General features: G+C 57.4%; 21 protein-coding genes. 10 read left to right on the top strand and 11 right to left on the bottom strand.

Annotated elements, in window-relative coordinates; all coding sequences use genetic code 11:
• Positions 1–37: 37 nt before the first annotated feature.
• From ACNA1V_RS09740 to ACNA1V_RS09725, 4 genes are all read right to left on the bottom strand, one after another.
• The gene (locus tag ACNA1V_RS09740; RefSeq protein ID WP_415833422.1) at positions 38–643 is read right to left on the bottom strand and encodes a DUF2239 family protein; all 606 of its coding nucleotides are present in this window, start codon (positions 641–643) and stop codon (positions 38–40) included.
• A gap of 16 nt (positions 644–659) precedes the next feature.
• Positions 660–1,133 (bottom strand): acetyltransferase, encoded by a 474-nt coding sequence (locus ACNA1V_RS09735; protein ID WP_415833421.1) that lies wholly within the window; start codon positions 1,131–1,133, stop codon positions 660–662.
• 334 nt (positions 1,134–1,467) lie between these two features.
• Positions 1,468–1,692, bottom strand: coding sequence for a YbdD/YjiX family protein (locus tag ACNA1V_RS09730; RefSeq protein WP_068370100.1), 225 nt, complete (start codon positions 1,690–1,692; stop codon positions 1,468–1,470).
• Positions 1,693–1,700: 8 nt separating this feature from the next.
• Positions 1,701–3,797, bottom strand: a complete 2,097-nt coding sequence (locus tag ACNA1V_RS09725) for a carbon starvation CstA family protein (RefSeq protein WP_415833420.1) — start codon at positions 3,795–3,797, stop codon at positions 1,701–1,703.
• Between the two features lie 188 nt (positions 3,798–3,985).
• Here ACNA1V_RS09725 and ACNA1V_RS09720 point away from each other — a divergent pair, with 188 nt between their 5' ends.
• From ACNA1V_RS09720 to ACNA1V_RS09690, 7 genes are all read left to right on the top strand, one after another.
• The gene (locus tag ACNA1V_RS09720) at positions 3,986–5,425 is read left to right on the top strand and encodes a cache domain-containing protein (protein ID WP_415833419.1); all 1,440 of its coding nucleotides are present in this window, start codon (positions 3,986–3,988) and stop codon (positions 5,423–5,425) included.
• A 24-nt stretch (positions 5,426–5,449) separates the two neighbouring features.
• Positions 5,450–6,112 (top strand): response regulator, encoded by a 663-nt coding sequence (locus ACNA1V_RS09715; protein WP_415833418.1) that lies wholly within the window; start codon positions 5,450–5,452, stop codon positions 6,110–6,112.
• 143 nt (positions 6,113–6,255) lie between these two features.
• Positions 6,256–6,666 carry an aspartate 1-decarboxylase gene (gene panD / locus ACNA1V_RS09710; protein ID WP_415833417.1) on the top strand — a complete coding sequence of 137 codons (411 nt, stop codon included), beginning with the start codon at positions 6,256–6,258 and terminating at the stop codon, positions 6,664–6,666.
• A 69-nt stretch (positions 6,667–6,735) separates the two neighbouring features.
• Positions 6,736–7,608, top strand: coding sequence for a 3-methyl-2-oxobutanoate hydroxymethyltransferase (panB, locus tag ACNA1V_RS09705; RefSeq protein ID WP_415833461.1), 873 nt, complete (start codon positions 6,736–6,738; stop codon positions 7,606–7,608).
• 97 nt (positions 7,609–7,705) lie between these two features.
• On the top strand, positions 7,706–8,533 hold the full coding sequence (gene panC, locus ACNA1V_RS09700) for a pantoate--beta-alanine ligase (protein ID WP_415833416.1): 828 nt from the start codon (positions 7,706–7,708) through the stop codon (positions 8,531–8,533).
• A gap of 287 nt (positions 8,534–8,820) precedes the next feature.
• Positions 8,821–9,294: a hypothetical protein gene (locus tag ACNA1V_RS09695; RefSeq protein ID WP_415833415.1), complete on the top strand. Its 474-nt coding sequence runs from the start codon at positions 8,821–8,823 to the stop codon at positions 9,292–9,294.
• 34 nt (positions 9,295–9,328) lie between these two features.
• Positions 9,329–10,606, top strand: a complete 1,278-nt coding sequence (locus ACNA1V_RS09690; protein ID WP_415833413.1) for an MFS transporter — start codon at positions 9,329–9,331, stop codon at positions 10,604–10,606.
• A 113-nt stretch (positions 10,607–10,719) separates the two neighbouring features.
• Here the strand turns inward: ACNA1V_RS09690 and ACNA1V_RS09685 are convergent, their stop codons facing one another.
• The 3 genes from ACNA1V_RS09685 to phbB are packed head-to-tail and all read right to left on the bottom strand — an operon-like array spanning position 10,720 to position 13,710.
• On the bottom strand, positions 10,720–11,907 hold the full coding sequence (locus ACNA1V_RS09685) for an acetate/propionate family kinase (RefSeq protein WP_415833460.1): 1,188 nt from the start codon (positions 11,905–11,907) through the stop codon (positions 10,720–10,722).
• A 57-nt stretch (positions 11,908–11,964) separates the two neighbouring features.
• The gene (locus tag ACNA1V_RS09680; protein ID WP_415833411.1) at positions 11,965–12,960 is read right to left on the bottom strand and encodes a phosphate acetyltransferase; all 996 of its coding nucleotides are present in this window, start codon (positions 12,958–12,960) and stop codon (positions 11,965–11,967) included.
• A 12-nt stretch (positions 12,961–12,972) separates the two neighbouring features.
• On the bottom strand, positions 12,973–13,710 hold the full coding sequence (phbB, locus tag ACNA1V_RS09675) for a beta-ketoacyl-ACP reductase (protein WP_415833410.1): 738 nt from the start codon (positions 13,708–13,710) through the stop codon (positions 12,973–12,975).
• Between the two features lie 407 nt (positions 13,711–14,117).
• Here phbB and ACNA1V_RS09670 point away from each other — a divergent pair, with 407 nt between their 5' ends.
• The 3 genes from ACNA1V_RS09670 (at position 14,118) to ACNA1V_RS09660 (ending at position 17,270) form a co-directional block, all read left to right on the top strand.
• On the top strand, positions 14,118–15,038 hold the full coding sequence (locus ACNA1V_RS09670) for a DMT family transporter (RefSeq protein WP_415833409.1): 921 nt from the start codon (positions 14,118–14,120) through the stop codon (positions 15,036–15,038).
• 193 nt (positions 15,039–15,231) lie between these two features.
• Complete coding sequence (locus ACNA1V_RS09665; RefSeq protein WP_415833407.1) at positions 15,232–16,506, top strand: exopolysaccharide biosynthesis polyprenyl glycosylphosphotransferase; 1,275 nt, start codon at positions 15,232–15,234, stop codon at positions 16,504–16,506.
• A gap of 23 nt (positions 16,507–16,529) precedes the next feature.
• Positions 16,530–17,270 carry a glycosyltransferase family 2 protein gene (locus tag ACNA1V_RS09660; protein WP_415833405.1) on the top strand — a complete coding sequence of 247 codons (741 nt, stop codon included), beginning with the start codon at positions 16,530–16,532 and terminating at the stop codon, positions 17,268–17,270.
• A 30-nt stretch (positions 17,271–17,300) separates the two neighbouring features.
• Here the strand turns inward: ACNA1V_RS09660 and ACNA1V_RS09655 are convergent, their stop codons facing one another.
• From ACNA1V_RS09655 to ACNA1V_RS09640, 4 genes are read right to left on the bottom strand one after another with little or no spacing between them, the layout of a single operon-like run.
• Positions 17,301–18,419: a glycosyltransferase gene (locus tag ACNA1V_RS09655; protein WP_415833403.1), complete on the bottom strand. Its 1,119-nt coding sequence runs from the start codon at positions 18,417–18,419 to the stop codon at positions 17,301–17,303.
• Positions 18,420–18,468: 49 nt separating this feature from the next.
• On the bottom strand, positions 18,469–19,746 hold the full coding sequence (locus ACNA1V_RS09650) for a hypothetical protein (protein ID WP_415833401.1): 1,278 nt from the start codon (positions 19,744–19,746) through the stop codon (positions 18,469–18,471).
• Positions 19,747–19,792: 46 nt separating this feature from the next.
• Complete coding sequence (asnB, locus tag ACNA1V_RS09645) at positions 19,793–21,703, bottom strand: asparagine synthase (glutamine-hydrolyzing) (protein ID WP_415833400.1); 1,911 nt, start codon at positions 21,701–21,703, stop codon at positions 19,793–19,795.
• Complete coding sequence (locus ACNA1V_RS09640) at positions 21,703–22,989, bottom strand: lipopolysaccharide biosynthesis protein (RefSeq protein ID WP_415833399.1); 1,287 nt, start codon at positions 22,987–22,989, stop codon at positions 21,703–21,705. The genes asnB and ACNA1V_RS09640 overlap by 1 nt, the downstream gene beginning before the upstream one ends.
• Positions 22,990–23,010: the final 21 nt, after the last annotated feature.

Raw genomic sequence — 23,010 nt, 5'->3', positions numbered from 1 at the left:
GCAGGCACCTGGCCCGCCCCGGCTTCCGCATTTGCAGCTATGCCCCCGACGCCAGTTGCAAGGCGTGGTCCCTGATATCGCCAGGCCAGGCCGCAAGCAAATCCCGAAACGTATCGGGGTCGTTCGCAAAAAGCGCCCGGGTCACTGCTTCGAATCCGGGCAGATCGCCCGCGATGGCAAGCATGAAGTGGTACGTCCGCTCTTGCGCCTGGCGCACCCTGTCTTTTTCGCCACCGGACCGCCGCGCTTCCTCTACCAGCTTGCGCAATGCCACCGAAGCGCCACCCGGTTGCCCGGCAAGCCATTCCCAGTGGCGGGGCAGCAATGTCACTTCACGCGCAATCACGCCCAGTTTGGGACGTCCCCGGCCCCGGGGCCCTGCCGCGTCCTCCGCCCCGCCCAGGCCGGCAGACGGATCTGCCGCCGGCGCGACGGCCGCCAAGCGCGCCAGCACCGCTTCTTCCGAACCACGGGTATCGACATCCATGGAACGACCGGTCGTATCGTCGAAGATCAGGATGGGGCCAGCCGCCCCGCTTTCGCGGGCCCGCTTGACCGCCAGGGCATTGGTCTGCAATGACCCGGTGGCAATGCGGCGATAACCCTCGAAACTGCTGTAGGACTTGGAAATGGATGGATGCATCAATCGGTACCTCTATTTATTGTGGTGCGGCACAGACGCCGCGATAGCGCAAATGAATGAGTGGATAGGGCCTGTCCTGTCCATCGTGGGTGGAACGGCCGATGGGCACGAACCCCACATGCTCGTAGAACGCAAGCGCTTGCGGATTCTGTTCATTGACATCGACAGTCAGGTCGGGATAGGCGGCCACTGCCTGCTGCACGAAAGCCTTGCCCATCCCTCTGCCGTGATGGCCGGGCTCGATGAATAGCGCTTCCAGATGACCCTCGTGCAGGAACATGAAGCCCTGAGGCATGCCCGCGGCATCCAGCGCCAGCAAGAGGCTGACCTGCGGCAGGAACGCCAGCAACTCGGTCTCGATCGCCGCGCGATCGGCCGGGGCAAGAAAATCATGCGTGGCATCGACGGCGTTGCGCCAGATATCCATCACACGAGGCAGATCCTGCCCGGCCGACTTGCGGAACTCGAATTTATTCACGAATGTATTCATTACGTACTCTTTGGGATTGATCAGGGGAGCCGCTCATCCCCGCACATGCCTGGGCCGTCGTCTGCGATAACTCGCACCAGCCACCAGCCACCAGCCACCAGTAAAATATTACCCGGATAAAATTAAATCACAAATAATACCCGGGTAAAAATTTTCAGCCGTTGCCGCATCACAACGTCCTATCCTCGCACTGACAACGGCTTCCTCCCGGCAAGCACCGCCTCCCTACCTCTCCCCCACCACGCTGCCACGGCAGTGGCCAGCCCTCTCCGGCCCTGAAAAAAACAGGCCCGCGATCATCGCGGGCCTGCCTGGGCAAGACAAGAGAACAGAATCAGCAGCAGCCTATCCGGCCCTTGCCTCCGTATCTCGCCTCCTGACGTTCCTTGAAAAACGCCTCATAGCTCATGGGTTCCTGGTCCGGGTGCACACGGCGCATATGCGCCACGTAGGTGTCGTAATCCGGCACCCCTACCATGAGGCGCAACGTGCGCCCCAGGTAACGGCCCGCCTCTCCCGCGGCGCTGGCCGCCCCGGAAAAACGTCCAGCCAGGTTCATGCGGGCCATCAGTGCGCTCCCGCTGCCACGGCGGCTTCGGGCGGCAGTGGCTCGTATGGCGTTTCGTTGGCAGTCGGCTGCGATTGGCGGCGCGCCAGCAGCACCGAACGGATACCAAACACCAGGATGCTGACCACGACGAAGATAAAGATGCCGCACAGCGTGGCATTGACGTAATCATTGAAGATCACGCGGCTCATCTCGGACAGGGACTTGGCCGGTGCCAGCACCTTGTCTTCGGCCAGCGCCTGCGCATACACCTTGGCGTGGGCAACGAAACCGATCTTCGGGTTGCTATGGAAGATCTTCTCGAAACCTGCCGTCAAGGTGCAAGCCAGCAACCAGATAGTCGGCAGAATCGTCACCCAGGCATAGCGATCACGCTTCATCTTGAAGAGCACCACCGTGCCCAGCATCAGGGCCACCGCAGCCAGCATCTGGTTGGCGATCCCGAAGAGCGGCCACAAGGTATTGATCCCCCCCAGCGGATCCACGACGCCCTGGTACAGGAAATAGCCCCAGGCCGCCACGCACAAGGCCGTCGCCAGCAGATTGGCGGGCAGCGATTCGGTGCGGCGCAGGCTCGGGGCGAACGTCCCCAGCAGATCCTGCAGCATGAAACGCCCTGCACGCGTCCCGGCATCCACGGCGGTCAGGATGAACAGGGCTTCGAACAGGATGGCGAAGTGATACCAGAACGCCATCATGGCCTGCCCGCCAATCAACTGCTGCAGGATGTAGGCCATGCCGACGGCCAGCGTCGGCGCACCACCGGCACGGGAAATAATGGTGCCTTCGCCCACATTGGCCGCCATCTGCGTGAGCTGGTCCGGCGTGATCAGAAAGCCCCAGCTGGACACAACCTGCGCCGCCTGTTCTGGCGTGGTGCCGATCAATGCTGCCGGACTGTTCATTGCATAGTAGATCCCCGGTTCGATCACGCATGCAGCCACTAGCGCCATGATCGCCACGAAAGACTCCATCAGCATGCCGCCGTAACCGATATAGCGGGCCTGGGTTTCGTTTTCGATGAGTTTGGGCGTGGTGCCGGAAGAAATCAGAGCATGGAAGCCCGATACCGCACCGCAAGCAATGGTAATGAACAGGAAGGGAAACAGATCTCCCGACCAGACCGGGCCGGTTCCGTCGATAAAGCGCGTGGTGGCCGGCATCTTCAGTTCCGGCGCGACGATCAGGATACCCAGGGCCAGCCCGATGATGGTGCCGATCTTGAGGAAAGTGGACAGATAATCACGCGGCGCCAGCAGCAGCCAGACCGGCAACACCGCAGCGATGAAACCGTAAATGATCAACGCCCAGGTCAGCTGCGGTCCGTCCAGGTCGAATACCGGCGCCCACTCCGGGCTGGCGGCAACATCTTGGCCGAAAATGATGGCGGCCATCAGCAAGACAAAGCCAATCACGGAAATCTCGCCTATGCGCCCAGGGCGGATATAGCGCAGATACACCCCCATGAACAGCGCGATGGGAATGGTCGCAGCGACTGTGAACGTGCCCCAGGGCGAATGCGTCAAGGCCTTGACCACAATGAGTGCAAGCACCGCCAGGATGATCACCATGATCATGAAAGCGCCAAACAGCGCGATCACACCCGGCACCTGGCCCAGTTCGCCCTTGATCAGATCCCCCAGGGAACGGCCGTCACGCCGGGTAGAAATGAACAGTACGATGAAATCCTGCACGGCACCGGCAAACACAACGCCCGCCAACAGCCACAGCATCCCTGGCAGGTAGCCCATCTGCGCCGCCAGCACCGGACCCACCAGCGGACCCGCGCCGGCAATCGCAGCAAAGTGGTGGCCAAAGAGAATGTGTTTATTGGTCGGGACATAGTCCAGGCCATCGTTGTGCTTCCAGGCCGGCGTCATGCGGGTTGCGTCCAGACGGAACACATTGCGGGCAATGAAACGGCTGTAATAGCGATAAGCGATCAGATAGACACAAACCGCCGCAATAACAATCCATAGCGCATTGACGGTTTCGCCTCGGGTCAGTGCCACCGTGCCAAGAGCAAATGCCCCCAGTACGGCGATCATAATCCAGACGAGTCCTTGCGCCCATCCACTCTGCTGCTGGGCATGCATAAGCTCTCTCCTCCTGTTGTTCGGATAAGCCGGGCCGGCCAGCGGCCGGGCTCCGCACCCGGGCGTCATTTAAGTAGAATTAGATATAGCGCCGGGCCTTGTCAGTATTTCGATTTTCCACCGGGCCAACAAGCGTGGAGCTACTTAAGCCGAATCCGTACTACCACGCAGGGGAAAACCATCAGCCCATGAAACTCCGCCTGAAAATCCTGCTGCTGGCCATCCTGCCTTTTCTGATCGCCATGGCCGCCATCTCCGCCGTCACCCTGCATCAGGGATTGGCGCTGGCCGACAAGGAAAAAGAAGCCATCCGGCAGGCCTGGATGCAAGGGCGTGAAAATGAACTGCGCCATTACGTGCGCATTGCCCAGAGCGCCATTGCGCCGCTGGTTGCCGCCACCGGCCAGGCAAACACCGACACCGAAGCCCTGCAGCGCCAGGCGCTGGTTCTGCTGCAACGCCTGGATTTCGGGCCGGACGGCTACTTCTACGTTTATGACAGTCAGGGCGTGAACCTCATGCACCCGCGCCAGCCTGAGCTGGTGGGCCTTTCCTTGTGGGATCTGCGCGACCCGCAGGGCCAACCCACCATTCAGCACCTGCTGGCGGCCGCCCGGCGCAGCGGCGCGGAAGGGGAAGCCCTGCCGTATTACTGGGAAAAACCATCGGCCCGCCAGACCACGGAAAAACTGGGGTATGTCGTCGAGGTCGCCCCCTGGGGCTGGATGATGGGAACAGGCCTCTATCTGGATGACATAGACGCCACCTTGGCGCGTATCGACGAAACTGCGCTCAGCAATATCCACACCACCCAGATGCGCATCGCCGGCATCGCCTTGCTGGGCGTCGCGCTGGTGATGCTGTGCGGCCTGGCGCTCAACATCAGCGACCAGCGGCAATCGGACGCCAAACTGCAGCGCATGGCCCGTCAGGTCGTGCACTCCCAGGAGGAAGAACGCGCCCGTCTGGCGCGCGAGCTGCATGACGGCATCAGCCAGTTGCTGGTATCCGTCAAACTGATTCTGGAAGGCGCGCGCCATGCGCTGGCCCGCCATGCCAGTCTCTGCCAGGCCCCCCGCGACAATCTTGACGACACCCTGCAGCAGGCGCAGAACCGCCTGAATACCACCCTGGCCGAAGTCCGGCGGATTTCGCACAACCTGCGCCCGACCTTGCTGGACGACCTGGGCCTGGATGCCGCCCTGCGCCATCTCATCGAAGAACTCCCCGATGCCGCAGTCACTGCCGGCGTCAGTCCCATCCAAGCCGAATTCAGCTGCCATGGCCAGCCCCGCCCCCTGCCCGATACCCACGCGACCACCTTGTTCCGCATCGCGCAGGAAGCCCTGGTCAATGTGCTGCGCCACGCCAGGGCCCAGAGCGTCCGGGTGATACTGAGCTATAACACGGCAGACATCTCTCTTTATATTGCGGACGACGGCCAGGGCTTCGACCTGGATGGCGTGCACAGCGACCCGATGCGAGGACTGGGCCTGCGCAGCATGCGAGAACGCCTGGAAACCTTGGGAGGCAGCCTGTATATTTCGGCCGGCGGACACGGCACGACTGTCCTGGCGAAGATCCCCTTGCCAGAGACCCGTGGCAACTCCTCCCGCCACCTATCCTGACCTCTCTTCCAAGGACGCTAGGCCATGCTTGCACCGATACGTATCATGCTGGTGGATGATCATGAACTGGTGCGTGATGGCATACGCTTGTGCCTGAGTGCCCACCCCGAATTGGAAATCATAGGCGAAGCCGCCAGTTCCGACATGGCCCTGGCCCAGCTGCAACGCCTGGCCACGCTCGCCTGTCATGCGGATTCCCCCGGCCTGCCCGACCTCGTATTGACAGACCTGAACATGCGCGGCACCGATGGCCTGGCGCTGATTGCCGCCATCCACGAGCGCTGGCCCCAGATTGCCACGCTGGTGCTGTCCATGCATGACAATACCGAGTACATCACGCGTGCCCTGCGCGCCGGCGCCCGGGGCTATCTGCTGAAGGATGGCCCGTCTCAGGAACTGGTACAGGCCATCGGCGCGGTCATGAACGGACAGCCCTATTTCAGCGCGGCCGTCGTGGCGCAACTGGCCCGCCACCATCCCTACGGGCCGGAACCCGTGCTGACCCAGCGGGAAAAACAGATCCTCGCCGCCATTGGCAGCGGCAGCTCCAGCAAACAGATTGCCCGCGATCTGGATCTGTCCGTACGCACCGTGGAAACCCACCGCCAGAATATCCGCCGCAAACTGCAGATCGACGGCCAGGCCGAACTCATCAAATATGCCGTCGAACACAAAGACGCGCTGTAGTGCCGATCACAGGCGAAAATCGCATCCGCTTGCTCTAATTCCGCGATAATGCAGCTCATGGGCCGCCCGCCATGGCGCGGCGCAGCCCTGCCGGCGCCTCGTTGCGCCCCCCGGAACCACTCGCATAACCACGCCAGACAGCCATGTACCGCACCCTGCTGAAATCCAAAATCCATCGTGCTACCGTCACAGACTGCGAACTGCACTACGAAGGATCCTGCGCCATTGATGAAGACTTGCTGGACGCCTCCGGCATCCTGGAAAACGAACAAGTCCACATCTGGAACATCAATAACGGCGAGCGCCTGATTACCTATGCCATCCGTGGCAAGCGCGGCAGTGGCGTGATCTCGCTCAATGGCTCGGCGGCCCGCAAAGCCTCGACCGGCGACCTCGTCATCATCGCCGCCTTTGCCCAGGTCAGCGAGGCAGAGATTGCGGCCGGCTACAAGCCGCAGCTCGTCTTCGTCGATGACAACAATCGCGCCGTCTCTGCCCGCGACCACGTCCCGCTGCAAGAAAATGGCGGTTTGGCGCAAGACGCGGCCAACTAAGCCTATTCCCCCTGCGCAGGACCGACAGGCTGGCTTCAGCGTTGCCCCGGCCTGCCCGATAACAACAAAATTCCCGGAGACGACTTGAGCAGCACTCCCCAACCCGGCGCCCCGACTCAGCGCCCTCCCGTCACCCTGCCCAGCCTGGCCGCACAGCGTGCGCGTGGCGAAAAAATTGCCATGCTGACCGCCTATGACGCCACGTTTGGCCTGTTGGCCGACCGAGCCGGCATGGACTGCCTGCTGGTTGGCGATTCACTGGGCATGGTCTGCCAGGGCTTGAGCAGCACCACGCCCGTCAGCCTCGAGACGATGATTTACCACACCGAGTCTGTCGCGCGCGGCCTACGCCACGGCGGCGGCAGTGCGTGGCTGCTGACCGACATGCCTTTTGGCAGCTACCACCTCTCGCGCGAGCAGGCGCTGGCCAGCGCGCTGCGGCTGATCCAGGCTGGCGCCCAGATGGTCAAACTGGAAGGCGGCGGCTGGACGGCCGAGACGGTGTCATTTCTGGTCGAACGTGGCGTTCCCGTCTGTGCGCACCTGGGCCTGACCCCCCAAACCGTGCATGTGCTGGGCGGCTACCGCCTGCAAGGCAAGGAAAACGCCAGCGCGCAAAAACTGCTGGATGACGCCCTGGCCCTGGAACAGGCCGGCGCCGCCATGGTCGTGCTGGAAATGGTGCCCGCAGCGCTGGCCCGCCAGGTGACAGCAGCGCTGGCTCACTGCGCCACCATAGGCATCGGGGCCGGCAGCGGCACCGATGGTCAGGTACTGGTCATGCATGACATGCTCGGCGCCGCCGGCGGCAAACTGCCCCGTTTTGTACACAACTTCCTGGCAGATGCCGGGCCGGCTGGCGGCATTGCCGGCGCCATGGCGGCTTATGTCCAGGCCGTCAAGGCCGGCCATTACCCGGATGACAGCCGGCACGCCTGGTAGTTGGTTTTGTCATCGTCGATTTTTTGGTAACCGCTTTTCTGGTAGCCCCTTTTTTCGCGCCTGCCGGCATGGCCGGCAGGCGCCAGGAAACACCCCGATGAAAATCGTACACACCCCGGCCGAACTTCGTGCCGCCCTGGCCGCCAGCCGTCGCCCGGCATTTGTCCCGACCATGGGTAATCTGCATGACGGCCACCTTTCGCTGGTACGCCAGGCAACGGCACTGGGCGACGCCACTGTCGCCAGCATCTTCGTCAACCGGCTGCAATTCCTGCCCCACGAAGACTTCGACAGCTACCCGCGCACCTGGGAAGCCGACTGCGAAAAGCTGCGGCAAAACGGCTGCGACATCCTGTTTGCCCCTCGCGAAGCCGATCTGTACCCAGAGCCACAGACTTTCAAGGTACAACCCGACCCGGCCATTGCCGACATTCTGGAAGGAGAGTTCCGCCCAGGTTTCTTCACCGGCGTCTGCACGGTCGTGATGAAGCTGTTCTCTTGCGTCCAGCCTGCCTATGCCGTTTTCGGCAAGAAAGACTACCAGCAATTGCAGGTCATCCGTGCCATGGTGCGCCAATTCGCCCTGCCCATAGAAATTGTGGCTGGCGCGACCACCCGTGCCACTGACGGCCTTGCGCTATCCTCCCGCAATGGCTACCTGGCGCAGGCAGAACGCCAGGCCGCACCGCAACTGCATGCCGCCCTGCAAACCCTGGCCGACGCCTGGCACCAAGGCCGGCGCGACCTGGCAGCCATGGAAAGTGAAGCCCGGGCGCAGTTGGCCGCGCAAGGCTGGAAACCGGACTACCTGACTTTGCGCCAGGCCGACACCTTGCAGACGCCATCAACGGAAGAATCCCGCCTGGTCGCTCTGGGCGCGGCCCGGCTGGGCAACACCCGCCTGATCGACAATCTGGAGCTGTAACAGCCAGGGGCGGCGCCGAGGCGCCGGCGCCGCCTTTCGAGCATCCGGCCAGTGCTGGCAAGCCCCCTGGGCCGCTTATGCCAGTCGATCCCATGCCGCCCCACCCTGGTGCACCCTTAAGCGCCTCTTCAGCATACTCGCGCTAAACTCGCGAGCAAGATTGCCTTTTTGTCCCATGTCATTTCCGGGCACCTGCAGCTTTCCTGACGGTATGCCAGCGTCATGGGCAGCGGCGACATGCCTTTCCCTATCCCTCCCGGCTCTCGCCGGAATCAGGACCGCCATCCATGAGCATGCAAACCTCTGACGCATCCACTCCCTACGGCCTCCAGGACGACTTCCTGACCCTGAACGGCCAGATCTATCCCCGCGAGCAGATATCCAGCATCGCATTCCATCCCAACGCCAAGGTAACGGAACAACGCATGGGCGGCTGGTTGCTGGGCGTCGTCGCCTTCGTTGCCATCTGCATCTCGTTCGGTACCAGCATCGGTATCATGCTGAGCAATGGCGGGCCCGTTGTCTATGCCTTCATCTTCGCCCTGGCGCTCGCTGGCGGCCTGTACGTTGGCCGGGTAGGACTGCCCAACCGCACCAAGCAATTCACCAGCTACGGCGTCGCCATGCAGATGCGCGATGGCTCCCGCCTGAACTCCCCCACGACTCTGACGCCCGACCACGCCGCCCTGCTGCGCGATGAACTGGCACGCCGCTGGTCCATGCACGCGCAATGGCGCTCCCTGCCCTCACATCAAGCCTGATCCCGCCCGGTCGCCCCTTTCCGAGAATCCCGCCATGAGCAGTACGGCCTCCTCCACCTTGCCCGAGCGCGAGCAACCGCCCGCCAAAAGCGACTGGCACACCATTACCCTGGTGGGTATTGCGCATGCCACTTCGCACTTTTTCCAGCTCGTCATTCCGACGCTATACACCTCGCTGGGCCTGGCCTTCGGGCTGGACTACGCTCAGCTCGGCCTGCTGGTATCGCTATTTTTCGTGGCCTCGGGCGTGGGGCAGGCTTCCTCAGGTTTCATCGTGGATCGCATCGGCGCACGCAGCGTGCTCTGGTTCGGCCTGGGCAGCTTCATGACGGCAGGCTTGTTGATCAGCGCCGCCCCCAACTACACGGTACTGGTCATTGCCGCGCTGATAGCCGGTCTGGGCAACTCGGTTTTTCACCCGGTCGATTACGCCATCATCAATCAGCGTATCCATCCGACACGCCTCGGGCACGCCTTCAGCCTGCATCTGCTGACCGGCAGCCTGGGCTGGGCGCTCGCGCCGGTTTTCCTGAGCACGATCAGTGTTGCCGCTGGCTGGCGCAGCGCGGCGCTATGCGCCGGCTTGCTGGCTGGCGTCGTCTTGCTGCTGTGCCTGCTGGGGCGCGACCACCTCGGTGACAGCCAGACCCGACACCGTCAGGCCGCCCTGGCCGCCCGCCAGCAGGGAAGCCCGCATACCGCTCCTGCCAGCCTGGTGTCGCTGCTGCGCAATCCCGTCCTGTGGGCGGCCTTTGCCTTTTTCGGCACCAGCTCGCTGGCTTTCTCTTCGGTACAGAACTACACCATCCCCATCCTGCAACAGGTGCACCACCTGACGGAAATCGTCGCCAGCTCGGCATTGTCAGGCTACATGATCGCCGCTGCGCTGGGCATGTTTGTCGGGGGCTTCCTGGCGCGCTCCAGTGCCCGCAATGAACTGATCATCGGCGCAGCGCTGGTGCTCTCCGGCCTGATGCTGGTTCTGGTGGCACTCAACTGGGTACCCGCGCAAGCCGTGCTGGCCGCCATCGCGCTGGCAGGGTTTTTCTCCGGTATCGCCGGCCCTTCACGCGACATGCTGATTCGGCGGGTCACGCCCAAAGGTTCGGTCGGTTCCGTCTATGGCCTGGTCTATTCCGGCATGGACGTCGGCGCGGCGCTAGGCCCCCTCGCGTTTGGCGTCATGATGGATTCCGGCAGGCTGCAAGGCCCCTGGCTGGCCGCCGGCGCGGCGATGTGCTGCTCGGCCTTGCTGGCGGCCGCCATTGCCCGCGGCGCAAAACCTGCCACCAGCCCGGTCGCGGCGGCTTAGCCACAACGTCCCGACTGCTCCTCCGGCACGACACAAAAAACAGGGCCGCTTGTTCATCAAGCGGCCCTGTTTTTTTTCATGCCTATCGCCCGCTCAGCCGGGCACGGCCCCAGTCATTGCAATAAGGACAGCGTGTGCTCCGCAATCACCAATTCTTCATTGGTGGGCACAACATACACGACCACACGGCTATCGTCTGCCGAAATGACCGTTGCATGCGCCTGATTGCGCTCGGCATCCAGCCGCACTCCCAGCCAATCCAGGCGCTCGCAAACCTGGGCGCGAGCCTGGGCGTCGTTCTCGCCTACGCCTGCCGTAAAGACCAGCGCATCCAGGCCACCCGTTGCCACGCACAGGCCGGCGATACCTTCCGCCGTGCGCCAGGCGAAATACTCGCGCGCACGCCGGGCCGCAGCGGTATCGCTGGCGGCGATTTCACGCATATCGGCACTGATGCCCGAGAGCCCCAGCATTCCGCTTTCCTTGTAGAGCACGCGCTGGACTTCCTCCGGGCTCATGCCCCGCTCCATCATCCACAGCACCACCCCGGCATCCAGGCGGCCCGGGCGCGTGGACATCGGCAAACCGTCCAGGGCGGTAAACCCCATGGTGCTATCGACACTGATACCCTGCTTCATGGCGCAGGCCGAAGCCCCCGACCCCAAATGGGCCACGACCAGCCTGCCCGCGGCATGCTCTGGCGACAGTTCACGCATGCGGCGTTGTATGTACTCGTAGGACAGGCCATGGAACCCATAACGCCGTACGCCTTGATTGAACATGGCTTCCGGAATGGCGTATCGGTCGGCCACCTCGGAATGCGTACGGTGAAACGCGGTATCGAAGCAGGCCACCTGCCGCATCGCCGGCGCAATCTGGCGGATCACTTCAATCGCCTCCAGCGCGGAGGGCTGGTGCAGCGGTGCCAGAGGCACCAGCGCATGCAACTGCTGCAGCACTTCCTCATTCACACGCACCGGTTCGGTAAATTCCGGCCCGCCATGCACCACCCGATGGCCGATGGCAATCGGAGGACTGTCAAGACGGTCTGCCAACCAATTGCTGAGCAGCTCCTGGGCAGCACCGATATCGCGCGCGGCCTCAGGCGCCAGTGGCTCGTCGGCCAATTTCTGCCCTGTCGCCGCCTTGACCTTGAAACGCGGCTGGCGGCCGCCTATGCCCGATACCTGCCCATCCAGCAGCGGTTCCAGCGCTGCCGGATCCCGCGTGTCCGGCACGCCGTAAAGCCGGAACTTGAAGCTGGAACTGCCCGCATTGACCACCAATATCGTTTCATCTATCACTGCTGCCAACCTCGCTATCCGTGCCGTTCCAAGTCCCACCAGCCCTGGCGCCGCTCAAGCCACCGGCCGCTGTCGCAGCAGGTACTCGGCGTAAATGGCGCTCACTGCGCACGACGCCAGTCGGGCGCGCATGTGCTCGGCACGGCTCGTCAGAATAATCGGGACGCGTGCGCCCACAACCACGCCGGCAGAACTGGCGCCAGACAGGAAGATCAGATTCTTGGCCAGCATATTGCCCGCCTCGAGATCCGGAACGACCAGCACCTGCGCCCGCCCAGCCACGGCGGATTTGATGCCTTTGATCCGCGCTGCGTCCATGTCGATCGCATTGTCCAGCGCCAGCGGTCCGTCCAGCAAGCCACCGGCGATCTGGCCGCGATCCGCCATCTTGCACAGGGCGGCCGCAACAATCGTATTCGGAATCTGCGGCGTCACCTGCTCCACGGCGGACAAGATCGCCACACGCGGTTCGCCCAGACCCAACCCGATGTGCAGGTCGATCACATTGCGGACGATATCGGCTTTGGCTTCAAGATCGGGATTGATGTTGATGGCCGCGTCCGTGATGAAGAGCGGATAGGCATAGGCAGGCACTTCCATCACAAACACATGGCTGATGCGGCGTCCGGTACGCAGGCCGGTTTCCCGCGCCACGACCGCACTCATCAACTCATCGGTATGGAGGCTGCCCTTCATCAGCAACGAGGCCCGGCCGCAGCGCACCTGCTGCACCGCGACTTCTGCCGAAGCATGGCTGTGTGGCGTGTCGATAATCTCCACGCCGTTCAAGTCCAGCCCGGCCTGTTCCGCCACACTGCGGATACGCGCCTGCGGGCCGACCAGCAAGGGCTTCATCAGACCCAGACGGCCAGCTTCCAGCGCCCCGGAGAGTGAAACCTCATCGCAAGGATGCGCCACCGCGCAGACCTGTGCCTGCAGACTCTGCGCCTTGGCAATCAAGGCTTCGTAATGTGCTCCCCCTTGCGTCCCCTCTTGCGAGGCGCCGGGGATACTGCCGGCCGATTGGCCGGCCACTGGTTGCTGTCCCATGGCCGGCTCGCCTTACATCATGTGCAGGCCGCCATTGACGGAGAAATCTCCGCCCGTGGCAAAACCCGCTTCATCGGAAGCCAACCACGCAATGATCGAGGCAATTTCCACCGGCTCACCCAGACGACGCACCGGAATACCGGCGACAATCTTCTGCAGCGCCTCTTCCGGCACGGCACGCACCATTTCCGTGGCGATATAGCCGGGCGACACCGTGTTGACCGTCACGCCCTTGGCCGCGACTTCCTGCGCCAATGCCATGGTAAAGCCATGAATACCCGCCTTGGCAGCGGAATAGTTCACCTGGCCAAACTGCCCTTTCTGACCATTGACCGAACTGATATTGATCACACGGCCCCATTGGCGCTCGACCATGCCTTCAATCACTTGTTTGGTGACATTGAAAAGGCTATTCAGATTGGTGTCGATCACTGCACGCCAGTTTTCCAGCGACATCTTGCGAAACACACCGTCACGGGTAATGCCGGCATTATTCACCAGTACGTCGATCGGGCCCACGGTTTCTACAACCTTGGCGACTGCTGCCTTGGTGCTCTCCCAATCAGACACATCGCTCAACATGGCATGGAATTCATAGCCAGCCGCTTTTTGCTCTTCCAGCCAAGCCTTGGGATCACGCGACAGACTTGCCCCCGCGACGACCTTGAAACCTGCATCAGCCAATTTGCGGCAAATTGCCGTTCCAATGCCGCCCATACCGCCGGTAACTAATGCAACTTTTTGTGTCATAGATAACCCCTACGTTTTTGTAGCAACCTTGCGGCGCCTGCCGCAATATTTAAGACAGCTGCCGCATACCGCGCCAGCCAGGAAATCCGGGTACTTCAGAATATTCTGGATGGTACCAAGGTTGCCTTAAAAAAACATGTCGCACTGCAATGATTTTGACGTAACGCAAAGCACCGCACAACAAAAGTTCTTACTTTCGGACAAATTCAGTTCAACAGGTTTCAGGTAATTTCAAGCAATTTCAGGCAGCCACTGCGTACTGTCTATTGAAGATAAGCTGGCGTGAATTGCCATCTTGTAACAGGATTCAGAACAACAGCTTGCGCATTCAGGCACGCCTTGCTTCTCTGGCCATACCCAGCCTGACAGGAATACGGTATCTTGACGACCAAGACATCCGCCTTCCTATGACATCCACTTCCCTTCCCCCTTCTGGCAATCGGCCTGCCAGCCGCTACCTTGCCGGCATTCTGCTTCTGATCGCCTCGACCGCCACGCTAAGCACCCTGGACGCCAGCAGCAAATGGCTGATGCTGGCCGGCATGCCGGTGCTGCTGACTGCCTGGGTACGCTACCTGATCCATGTCGTGCTGGTGCTGGCGCTCGTCATGCCCAAACAGGGCTTGCGCGTCATGCGCTCCTCGCAGCCCATACCGCAACTGCTGCGCGGCCTGCTGATGCTGCTGACCACCCTATGCGCGTTTACCACCTTGCGCTATCTGCCCCAGGCTGAAGCGACTGCAATCATTTTCCTGGCGCCGCTCATCATGCTGGCGGCAGCGCCCTGGCTCCTGCGTGAACCACCCAAGCGCTCGCGCTGGATCGCCGCGCTGGCAGGCTTCATCGGCGTACTCTTTATCGTCCGCCCCGGCAGCGGCCTAGATCCCATCGGCGTACTCTACGGTATTCTGACGGCCTGTTTCCTGGCCGGCCAATTCATCGTCACGCGCCGCCTGGCCAATGACCATGCACTGACTTCCCTCATCTGGAGCGGCCTGTTTGGCACCATTGCCCTGACCCTGGTGCTGTTTTTCATCCAGGACGCCTGGCAGCCCCTCTGGGACGCCCCGCTGTTCTATTGGCTGCCCTTGCTGGCCACTGGCGTTTTTGGCGCACTGGGACACCTGCTGCAAATCCAGGCCTACCGCAGCGCCCCGGCCTCTGTCCTGGCACCCTTCAACTATGCCCACATCCTCGGCGCCTGCGCCTGGGGCTGGATCATCTATCGCCACATGCCGGATGCCTGGTCCTGGGCCGGCATTGGTATCATCTGCTGCAGCGGCATTGCCATTGGAATTCTGGAATGGTATGGCACACGGAAGCGGTAATTACCTGAATAATCATAATTCCTACTTAGATTAATAAGCATTGCGAACAACAAATGCTCGACGATGTCGCTTGCAACCATATATAAATTTTCTTCATATGTGACAATAAGTGTCTCCGACACATTACACATATAATTATTTGCCTTTAATATTCCGGGTTCTAGCGACACCCAATAAGATATCTTCTCCTTAGATGAATTCCTTGCCCAACCGTCGTTTTGGACGAATACACGAGCAATTTTTGCTTTCCAGGCCATTCTCGCTGCTACTGGGCTGGCTGGTCTGTATCGTGCTGCCTTTTTCATTTTCCTGGTCGTTTGCAAGCCTCACCACCCCAGACCAAGGCCAAAAAACTGCTCTCGCAGTCACAACCCTGGCATTTGTACTGAGTAATCTCGCCGTCAACCGTCTGCGTCGGATCTATCCCGGTGGCCGTTCGCTGGGCTTCATCGCCCCACAAATCATCGTTATATACAGCCTGGCCATCGTGATCACACTCATGCTACGTATTGATGTATCACGCTTCCTTCTGCTCAGCAGCGGAGTCATGGCCCTCATCTGGCTGCATATCGAATATGTGCTGACCGGCCGCTACACCCGCCTGAAACTGGCCATCATTCCAGGAGGGAAATATACGGAAGAACTCATAGAGCTGGAGTCGATCGACGGCCGCCGCTTGGATGTACTAGACCTCGGAAACCGCCGCTATGACGGCGTTGTCGCAGACTTCAGCGATCTCACCCCTGAAACCGAGCGTTTTTTGACACAGTGCGCACTGCAACACATTGCCGTGTACAACGCCCGCCAGATATACGAAGCCCTCACCGGCAGGGTCAAGATTCACCGTATGTCAGAAAATAATATCGGCTCACTTTTACCAAACCGTGGCTATACCATCGCCAAATGGCTGATGGATATCTTGCTGGTACTGCTGTTTCTCCCTCTTGCCCTGATCATCGGATTGGTTACCGCAGTACTTATCCGCCTGGAAAGCCCTGGCCCCGTCATTTATAGCCAAGCGCGCATCGGACAAGGCGGCAAACCATTTACGATCTACAAATTCCGTAGCATGCGATTTGACCGGCATGCGCCCGAACAATTTGCCGGTGAAGAAGACCCGCGCATCACACGCGTAGGTCGGGTCATTCGGAAGCTTCGCATTGATGAACTACCACAGTTCCTAAATATTCTGAAAGGTGACATGAGCCTCATCGGCCCGCGTCCGGAGCAACCGACTTTCGTACAGGAATACAACTGCAAGATTCCGTTCTATAACTATCGGCATATTGTCAAACCCGGTATCACTGGATGGGCTCAAGTTCGGCAGGGCTACACTGCCAGCACCGACGAAACCCAGGTCAAGATTGAACACGATTTCTATTACATCAAACACTGTTCAATTTCATTGGATGCCATCATCGTAATCTTGACCATCAAAATCATGCTGACGGGATTTGGCGCCCGCTAATACAAGAAAACAGGACCAGCACAATGCAACGCACCGATTTCAGCATCATTATGCCTGCCTATAATTGTGCCGACACCATCAAAGAATCTATAGAAAGCGTTCTTAAACAAACTCATGATGCCTTTGAGTTGTTAATCATCAACGATTGCTCAACAGATGACACAGCCGCAGTGATCACTGAATTCTCCGAGCGCGACCCACGCATTCATATCTTGCATCAAGCAAATAACAGCGGTGTTGCCAAGACCAGAAATCGAGCCATTGACATTGCCAAAGGCCAGTACATTGCATTTCTTGATAGCGATGATCTATGGCTACCGGAAAAGCTGGCTATTCAAAAACGCTATTTTGACGCGGGTCATGCGGTAGTATTTTCCAGCTACACACGCTTTGGCAACAACCAGCCGGAAAAGACTGTATTTTCTCGTCCTTTCATTACATATAAAGAACTAATAAAAGGCAATTTGATAGGCAATCTTACCGGTGCCTATGACACCAGAAAATTAGGCAAAATATACCAGCAACCAGTTCGTCATGAAGACTATTTGATGTGGTTGCAGTTGTTAAAAAAATCGGGAATAGCCGCAGGCATTCCCGACGTACTCGCCCGTTACCGCGTTCGCGAGGATAGCATTTCAGCAAACAAGCTGAAATCAGCCCTCTGGACTTGGCAGTTATACCGTCAGCACCTAGGGTTGGGCTTTTTCAAATCTGCCAGCAGCCTTTTTTCATATGCCCAGCAAGGACTGAAGAAAAGGTTGTGAAACAACCTACTGGATATTTTTATCGCATATTCAAGCATCTATTTTCTGATACTGAGCCAGAAGCTTTTCAAACTGCCCCTCCCAGCTGTAACGTGTCCGAATAATATCTGCGGAATGTGGCGACTCCCCTTTTTTTGCTCTAGCCTGTGCCTGACGTACGGCTGTTGCAATTGCATCAATATCCTCAGGGTCAACGTAGCTTACTCCCTCACCGCCCTCTACCAAGGCACGCCATACGGGAAAATCCGACGCTAATACTTCCAGATCAAACGCCAGGTATTCGAACAATTTATTAGGAGAAGACTCCATATAATTACGATAGGGCTTAATAAGAATCAAACCAAGAAAAGCACCCTCGAAAAAACTTGCAACCTGATCCCTATGCACCCAGCCCACATAGTCAACATACTGCCACCCCGGATGTGCTCGCACACGGGCTTCAAGCTCTGGTGAATCAAATGCACCTCCCAGACGGAGTACAACAGGCTCAACAGCCTTTTCGTTCAAGCTCACCATCAGGTCTAGCATCGTCATCACCCCGCGCGCTTCCGACATGTTACCGAGATAGACTATTTTTTCACCTTTCTTAATAGGTGTCTCAGGGACCATGCTTCGGGGCGGGTAGTTTCGCACCACAATACTGGCTCCGGCAAAACGCGCAGCAATCTGCGGCGTCGCACAGACATAACATGAGACAAACACCCGAGAAGATTGCTCAGCCAAGGCTATCAATCCAGCAACAAAACGTTTCAATGGCCCCGGAATCCACTCTTTAGATTGCACCTGTCTAGGTAAATCTTCGTGTACATCATAGAAAATACGGAACCCCATAAGCCTGAGAAAGAAAGCTACAGCCAACAGCTCAGGGTCATGGATGTGAACGATGGTCTTCCTCTTGTCCTTTTCTTTGCCCAACAAAAACAGCAACCGCCAGAAGCCCAACCATAAGCGGGCGAACCTGCCCCCCCGACGTAACGCCCCAAGATCGCGCAGGCATGCGCCAGGGATCTCCGCATCTCCTTGCCCGTCGGCGACGATCAGTTTCGTTTCCCAGAGCCCTGCTCTGGCCACGGACATGAATTCATTATGAAAAATTCGAGGGTCGAACCGGATATGTACGGTTGTTACATGAATAATTTTTCTGATCATACGTCACAACAATCATCCGCCGTTGCTATCCGCAACAACATCAGCATTCCTATTTATCATCACCTGGTGTCAGCACAATAAAAATCGACAAAACCAAAAATCCACCTGAGAGTATTAGGGTTAAAGGGCTGGCATTAAGCAAAAATAGAATAGCAGGAAGAAATGCTGCCAAACGAACGGCAAGAGTCATCTTTGCAGCAATCGCATCATAAAAAATTACGATCAAACAGGTTAGCACCAGATACAACAACACACCCAGCTGTCGAAAATTAGCAAATCCCTCGCCAATGAAATTTACATTTGCCCAATCGCCTTTAAAATAGTAAGCACCGATGACTTCTGCAGGATGCGCTATCACCTGACCAGGCGCGAGAAAGGCAAGAATACTATAACCAAGCCGCAATGGCTCATGCCAGGAAAAATAATCCAGATAATAGATACTTAATACAGCGGGCGCCATCAACATGCGATCTATGGTAAACGGTGAAAGCACTGCCGCATCAAAAATCCAAAAATCAATCAACAACACCCCTGCCACCAGCGCATTCAAACACAACAGCATTCCCAGCAAAGACACCGGCTTACGAAAGGCAAAAAAAACTGCGACAACCAAGGCGATACCAATTAGTGAACTTTTGTGGCCGGCCATTAGATAAATCAGCACGAACCCCAACACTCCAACCAAGAACAAAACAGTATTCTTTCGCCACAAACCTACAGCAATCAAGAAAGGCGCTGCAGAGCCGCTAATCGTCCCCGTCAAATAGCGCAGCAATGGACCACTGAAACTTTCTGCCTCTGCACGCTTCGCATATACATCAAATAGGCCTACAAACCCCAAGCTCCCGCGATAAAAAAACAATAGATACATCAAAAAAAACAACACCATCCCCAACGGAAGCAATATCGCCGAACGCGTTTCGATAGCAGGCACACGCAAAACAGGGACTCTGATCCGGGTTAGCAATGCCATCAGCAGCGCGACGCCCACCGCGTAGAAAATATTTCGCCACTGGGAGTCCATATTCAACGAAACGCTGAGTACGGTTATAGGCACACAAACAATCAGCATAAACAACAAGGAAAAAACCTTGTAGGCGCTATCCAGGCAACGGTATTTGCCAATACGGACGAGAATAAGATAAAAACAGGCAGCAAGAGCAAGAACAGCGAACCACCCCAACTGATCCCCGACCTGCTTTTGAAATGAAAAATATAAACGATATCTGATAATCAAATTATCGTAGGCAAAGTTAAACAGCCATATATAACATGCCAACAAACCAAACATTACAATGTGTCCAAGAGGCTGACCATCGTTCAACATGAGGCCAAACCTCATTCGATCACCCACTTGTGAGACAGACGCATTTTCAAGCATGCCCGCCCCCATCCAAAAAAAGATAGCGATACCAACGGATGAAGTTGATCCAGCGCCAGACTCTCCAAGAGAACTTAGCCTTTCCAGCAACTATTGCATCAAATTCGGCAAGCATGGCCTGCTGATTCAAAAATACCAGACCCACATCTTCTTTCAACCAGTCCCGAATCTGCTCCTGAATTTCCAGCAGCCAAATACGCTCAGGCGTGACAAATCCAATTTTATCCTTGCGATCCAGCACTTCATCTGGAACGATACCGCGCATCGCCCGGCGGAAAATATGTTTGGTCTCGCCATCACGCGAGATCAACCAACTTTCCGGCAGGGATAGCAGCAAATTGACCATTTCAAGTGTTAAAAATGGCACCCGGCTTTCCACCGAAAACCTCATCGAATTACGATCACCGTGACGCAGTAAAGGTGGCAAACGACTCTGCGTCAGTTCTTGTGCCAAGCGACCAGCAAGCCTCCTGCCTCGATCCGATACGATTTGATGCAGCCCCGGCTTGATCACGCTTACGCCAGCCTCACGCATAACATCAGTGCGAATCCAGGATGGGGCATAATTCGTCCCATTCCATTGATGCAACATGCGATATAACCAACCATCGACAAATTCCGCGACAGCCAGCTTCCCACCTTTGGCTCGACTTCTCCCCGGCCACTGACTCCAAGCATTAAGAAAATGCCACGCTTCTCCGACCTGCCCGGTCTCCAAGAGGCTACGAATCCGCTCTCCGGGATAACCGTCATATCCCGCCAACATTTCATCAGCGCCCTGACCATCCAGCGTGACCGTTACCCCGCTTTCTCTAGCCAGTTTGAAAACTCTGTACTGTGCATAGATACTGGTACTTCCGAAGGGCTCTCCCTGAGCACGTATCAAATCATCCAAATCCTGTGCGAGATCCTTTCCCCCCGCACGAACTTTATGCCCACGCGCGCCTACCTGGCCATTAATGCGATCAACCCAGACTTCCTCCGAGACGTCTGCACCATGTGCAATATAGCTGAACGTGTTAATTGGCAGATCCGGCTCCACATGACGCATGGCACAGACCACAGCGGACGAGTCCACACCTCCTGATAATGCAGCACCAAGAGGAACATCGCTACGTAGCTGCAGCCGGACATTTTTCAGGAATAGTTCACGCACAGCATCGGTCGCCTGCTCCAAGCTCAGGTTTGTTTGCTCCCGTGTTTCAGGCTGCCACCACGGTAACGGTGTACCCAGAATCCCGGTTTTCGTATCCAAAACCATGCAATGGCCGGGTAACAAATGAAATACGTCTGCAATGAATGTCTGCTCTCCTGAATCATAATCCCCATGCACGAGATAGTCATAGGAGCGCTGCCAATTCAAGGCGATCGCACTCTTTTTTAATGCCTTGATTGCACCAATTTCGGATGCAAAAACAAATTCATCCAATCCCTTGGAATAAAAAAATGGCTTAATTCCGAATGCGTCCCGCACACAGTGCATCTGCTGTTGCTTGCGATCATAGATCACGAATGCAAACATGCCGATCAGCCTAGGCAATACATCCTTTCCCCAGGCATGCCAGGCGTTCAGCAAAACCTCAGTATCCGAATCTGAGCAAAACAAATACCCCAGAGCAGCCAACTCCGCCCGCAACTCTTTATAATTATATATTTCACCATTAAATACCATGGATAACTGACCATCACGGGACGACATGGGTTGGTGTCCCGCCGAACTCAAGTCAATGATGGATAGACGCGTATGCCCTAGGCCCACCTCACCGCCATCGCCAGCATACATTTCAAAGCCACGATCATCCGGGCCTCGCAATGCCATTACCACCAACGACTGTGCCAGTCGAGCCTCTCGCCCATCATCAACGCTACGACCATTCCAAAACCCGCCGCTTATCCCACACATTAGCTCACTTCCTTCGCAGCTATTCGCTTAGCACCAGCCAAAATGAATACCAAATACAATAAATACAAGACCAGCTCATGCACAGCAAAGACTGCCAAGTACCTATAAACATCCCAATGCCTAAATAACCAGAGCACCAGCATTAAAGTGCAAAAGTACATTGCCTGCCACACAAAACCCAGACGTAAATTACCCTTCAATAGTAATACAGAACTCAAAGGACTAACGGCGAAACGGATCCCCACAGCAAATACTAGAATCTGCGAAAGCTGACCTGCCTGCCTCCAGGCTTCCCCAAATACAAATACAAAAATCGGCTCACCATAAAAATGCAATATTACAACTGCAGGCACTGCCAAGGCACACAATGCAATAAAGAGCCTGAAAATGTAGAGATGCAGTCCTTCAGCCCCGTCATGGCACAACTTCACTACTTTTTGATACAAAACTTGCGATAGGGCGCCTGATATCAAGGAGGAAGGCATGGACAACGCTCTGAATGTCAAACCAAACACACCTGCTACAGCAGTATCAAACAACCTGCTAATAAACAGCACCGGTGCTTGCAACGCCGCGCTGTCAAGCAAAGCCCCCATCGAAGAATAGAGGGGAAACTGTGAATAGTCTCGAGCAACGCGGCACAAACGTCGGCGATTGCACGACCGCAACAGATAATTCCGTTCCTTCCAAAAACGCCACCCACAGTACATTACCGCCGCAAAACTACCTGCAACCATACCGACAATCAACCCAATTCCCGGTAACACCACAGCCAACGCCAGCTGTACAAGCACCATTCCACTTGCTTGAACCACTTTTGCCCTGGCCGAAACGGTAAAGTTTGAATTTCGGTTATTCCAATAAGTAAAAGCCTGCAAAGCGCCCGCCAAACCGACACCTAGCGGTACAAGATATAACCCCTGCCCCAACTCCTCATATCCGACCCCACGTAACGCCATGGGCCCGAAAAGCGCTACCACTAACAACAACAATACACTGCTCCCCAAGACCACGACCAGGGACAGGAAAAATACATCCAATGCCTTTCGACGTGTCCTCGGCATCATGACTGCCAATTCGTAACGTCCGGCGACAATGACCGAAACTATGGCCACCAAGGCAACATAAATGGCCCAAATACCGAATTCTTCCGGACTATAAAAGCGTGTTAGTACAGGCATCATTGCTATTGGCAATATCTGTGCGATGCCTGTTCCCGTCAGGAGGACGCCAATATTCTTCAGGAAGCCGTGACTCCTATCTCTCTTCTCGATCTTTTCTACCATTTTTTCGAATTCACGACTCCT

The sequence above is a fragment of the Kerstersia similis genome, assembly GCF_965139615.1.
Taxonomy (GTDB): domain Bacteria; phylum Pseudomonadota; class Gammaproteobacteria; order Burkholderiales; family Burkholderiaceae_B; genus Kerstersia; species Kerstersia similis.
The sequence above is the reverse complement of the archived record's forward strand: the minus strand, read 5'-3'. Positions and strand labels throughout refer to the sequence as shown.

What these genes read in the sequence shown, in the direction of transcription:
- ACNA1V_RS09740 (WP_415833422.1), bottom strand. Translation starts at nt 643, where the DNA reads ATGCATCCATCCATTTCCAAGTCCTACAGCAGTTTCGAGGGTTATCGC.
- ACNA1V_RS09735 (WP_415833421.1), bottom strand. Translation starts at nt 1,133, where the DNA reads ATGAATACATTCGTGAATAAATTCGAGTTCCGCAAGTCGGCCGGGCAG.
- ACNA1V_RS09730 (WP_068370100.1), bottom strand. Translation starts at nt 1,692, where the DNA reads ATGAACCTGGCTGGACGTTTTTCCGGGGCGGCCAGCGCCGCGGGAGAG.
- ACNA1V_RS09725 (WP_415833420.1), bottom strand. Translation starts at nt 3,797, where the DNA reads ATGCATGCCCAGCAGCAGAGTGGATGGGCGCAAGGACTCGTCTGGATT.
- ACNA1V_RS09720 (WP_415833419.1), top strand. Translation starts at nt 3,986, where the DNA reads ATGAAACTCCGCCTGAAAATCCTGCTGCTGGCCATCCTGCCTTTTCTG.
- ACNA1V_RS09715 (WP_415833418.1), top strand. Translation starts at nt 5,450, where the DNA reads ATGCTTGCACCGATACGTATCATGCTGGTGGATGATCATGAACTGGTG.
- panD (WP_415833417.1), top strand. Translation starts at nt 6,256, where the DNA reads ATGTACCGCACCCTGCTGAAATCCAAAATCCATCGTGCTACCGTCACA.
- panC (WP_415833416.1), top strand. Translation starts at nt 7,706, where the DNA reads ATGAAAATCGTACACACCCCGGCCGAACTTCGTGCCGCCCTGGCCGCC.
- ACNA1V_RS09695 (WP_415833415.1), top strand. Translation starts at nt 8,821, where the DNA reads ATGAGCATGCAAACCTCTGACGCATCCACTCCCTACGGCCTCCAGGAC.
- ACNA1V_RS09690 (WP_415833413.1), top strand. Translation starts at nt 9,329, where the DNA reads ATGAGCAGTACGGCCTCCTCCACCTTGCCCGAGCGCGAGCAACCGCCC.
- ACNA1V_RS09680 (WP_415833411.1), bottom strand. Translation starts at nt 12,960, where the DNA reads ATGGGACAGCAACCAGTGGCCGGCCAATCGGCCGGCAGTATCCCCGGC.
- phbB (WP_415833410.1), bottom strand. Translation starts at nt 13,710, where the DNA reads ATGACACAAAAAGTTGCATTAGTTACCGGCGGTATGGGCGGCATTGGA.
- ACNA1V_RS09670 (WP_415833409.1), top strand. Translation starts at nt 14,118, where the DNA reads ATGACATCCACTTCCCTTCCCCCTTCTGGCAATCGGCCTGCCAGCCGC.
- ACNA1V_RS09665 (WP_415833407.1), top strand. Translation starts at nt 15,232, where the DNA reads ATGAATTCCTTGCCCAACCGTCGTTTTGGACGAATACACGAGCAATTT.
- ACNA1V_RS09660 (WP_415833405.1), top strand. Translation starts at nt 16,530, where the DNA reads ATGCAACGCACCGATTTCAGCATCATTATGCCTGCCTATAATTGTGCC.
- ACNA1V_RS09655 (WP_415833403.1), bottom strand. Translation starts at nt 18,419, where the DNA reads ATGATCAGAAAAATTATTCATGTAACAACCGTACATATCCGGTTCGAC.
- ACNA1V_RS09650 (WP_415833401.1), bottom strand. Translation starts at nt 19,746, where the DNA reads ATGTTGAACGATGGTCAGCCTCTTGGACACATTGTAATGTTTGGTTTG.
- asnB (WP_415833400.1), bottom strand. Translation starts at nt 21,703, where the DNA reads ATGTGTGGGATAAGCGGCGGGTTTTGGAATGGTCGTAGCGTTGATGAT.
- ACNA1V_RS09640 (WP_415833399.1), bottom strand. Translation starts at nt 22,989, where the DNA reads ATGGTAGAAAAGATCGAGAAGAGAGATAGGAGTCACGGCTTCCTGAAG.